The organism is Aeromicrobium sp. PFPM2_SD2 (genome assembly GCF_057364525.1).
In genome coordinates this window covers 1-1,933 of record NZ_JBNFNZ010000455.1, presented here as the reverse complement: position 1 = coordinate 1,933, position 1,933 = coordinate 1, and the positions used below count along the sequence as shown (strand labels likewise).

Sequence of the window (1,933 nt, the reverse complement as noted above, 5' to 3'; positions counted from 1 at the left end):
CGAACGCGGCGTCCCGCCTCGCGGTCGTCGTGGTCGCGCAGCCGCAGCAGGCTCGACGGGTGCACCGTCACGAGCACCGGCACGGACGCGCCGCGGACCTTCAGCGCGTCGCTGAGCGGCTTCCCGCGCACCTCGCCGATCGTCACCGACCGGCCGGTCACGGCGCGGGCCGCGGTCGCCCCGAGCGCCACCACGGCGTCGGGACGCACGACGTCCAGCTCGGCCTCCAGCCACGGGTGGCACGCCTTCACGTGCGCGATCGCGGGCTTGTCGTGGATCCGCCGCTTGCCGACGACGTGGTGGCGGAAGTGCTTCACGGCGTTCGTCAGGTAGACGTCCTCGCGCACGATGCCGGCTTCCTCCAACGCGCTGTCGAGCAGCCGCCCGGCCGGTCCGACGAACGGCTCGCCCTCACGGTCCTCGTGGTCGCCGGGCTGCTCCCCGACGAGCAGAGCCGCGCGCGGGCCGGTCCGTCGGAGAAGACGACCTGCGTCGCGTCGCGGTACAGCTCGCACCCGCGGCAGTCGGCGGCGGCCCGGCGCAGGGCGGTCATCCCGCCCGAGCCGGGCACCCAGGGGCTCGCGTCGTCGGTCATCGACCGCCCGATACCCGTGCGACCCCGGGCGAAACGGGCGTCCCGGACCCCCGATTTCACCCCCTCGGGAGGGTGCTGCTAATGTTCTTTCTCGCGCGCCATTAGCTCAATTGGCAGAGCAGCTGACTCTTAATCAGCGGGTTCGGGGTTCGAGTCCCTGATGGCGCACCAGCCCGAAGGCCCTCACCACGGTGGGGGCCTTCGGCGTTCCGGCAGCACTACGCTCGTCGCATGTACGTGCCCGCCCCGAACGCCGTCGACGACGAGTCCCAGGTCCGCGCCATGGTCGCGCGCTCGGCACCGGCGAGCTGGTCACGGTCGGCCCCGACGGGTACCCGGTCGCGACCCTGCTGCCGGTGCTCTGGGACGGCGACACGGTGGTGGCGCACATGGCCCGCGCCAACGACCACTGGCGGTCGCTGCTCGAGCCGACCAAGGCGCTGCTCGTCGTCACCGGACCGCAGGCCTACGTCTCCCCCGCCTGGTACGCCAGCAAGGCCGAGCACGGCAAGGTCGTGCCCACCTGGAACTACGAGTCCGTCCACCTGACCGGCACCGTGCGCGTGCACGACGACGTCGACTGGCTGCGCACCGCGGTGACCCGGCTGACCGACGCCCACGAGCAGCCGCGCCCCGAGCCGTGGGCGGTCACCGACGCGCCCGAGCGGTACACCTCCGGGATGCTGCGGGCGATCGTCGGCGTGGAGCTCACCGTCGAGCGCGTCGAGGCCAAGCGCAAGTACAGCCAGAACCGCTCGGACGCCGACCGCGCCGGCGTCGTCGCGGGCCTGCGCGACGAGTCCGACCCGCGCGCGTCCGCCGTCGCCGACGCCATGGAGTCCTGAGGATCGGACTCGCCGGGCGGACGCCCGCGGCCGGACGTACCGTCGAGACGTGTCCCGCCCGACCCCGCTGCAGCTGCTCGTCGGTGCCGCCTGGTTCTTCTCCGTCGGGTGGCTCGCGATCACCGTGCTCGTCATGACCGCCGACCGGCTCTACGGCCTCGGCTGGGCCCATCCGGCTGCCGTCGTCGCCGCCTGGTTCGTCATGCTCGGCACCACCGTGCTCCTGGTGCGGGCCGGCGGACGCGCGCTCGTCGACGCCGCGCAGCGCCGCGGACTGCTCCCCTGGTGACGGAACCATGACAGACGCCCGCACGTTGACCGGGCAAGGAGGTACCACCCTGATGAAGTGCCCCATCGACGGCGCGACCCTGACCATGAGCGAGCGCTCCGGCATCGAGATCGACTACTGCCCCGAGTGCCGCGGCGTGTGGCTCGACCGCGGCGAGCTCGACCAAGATCCTCGACCGCGCCGCGGCCAGAGACCGGGCGGCCG

General features: G+C 73.1%; 4 protein-coding genes and 1 tRNA gene. 4 read left to right on the top strand and 1 reads right to left on the bottom strand.

Annotation, left to right across the window (positions count from 1 at the left end):
• A partial coding sequence (locus AC2W7G_RS15005; RefSeq protein WP_485869146.1) for a UdgX family uracil-DNA binding protein occupies positions 1-515 on the bottom strand: 515 nt, incomplete at its 3' end.
• 175 nt (positions 516-690) lie between these two features.
• Between AC2W7G_RS15005 and AC2W7G_RS15000 the strand changes: the two genes are divergently transcribed.
• The 4 genes from AC2W7G_RS15000 to AC2W7G_RS14985 form a co-directional block, all read left to right on the top strand.
• Positions 691-766: transfer RNA gene (locus AC2W7G_RS15000), tRNA-Lys, on the top strand.
• 20 nt (positions 767-786) lie between these two features.
• Positions 787-1,440: an FMN-binding negative transcriptional regulator gene (locus AC2W7G_RS14995; RefSeq protein WP_485869145.1), complete on the top strand. Its 654-nt coding sequence runs from the start codon at positions 787-789 to the stop codon at positions 1,438-1,440.
• Positions 1,441-1,489: 49 nt separating this feature from the next.
• Entirely contained in the window at positions 1,490-1,729 is a 240-nt protein-coding gene (locus tag AC2W7G_RS14990; RefSeq protein ID WP_485869144.1) for a hypothetical protein, read from the top strand.
• Positions 1,730-1,736: 7 nt separating this feature from the next.
• The coding region (locus AC2W7G_RS14985; protein ID WP_485869143.1) for a TFIIB-type zinc ribbon-containing protein at positions 1,737-1,933 on the top strand (197 nt) is incomplete at its 3' end.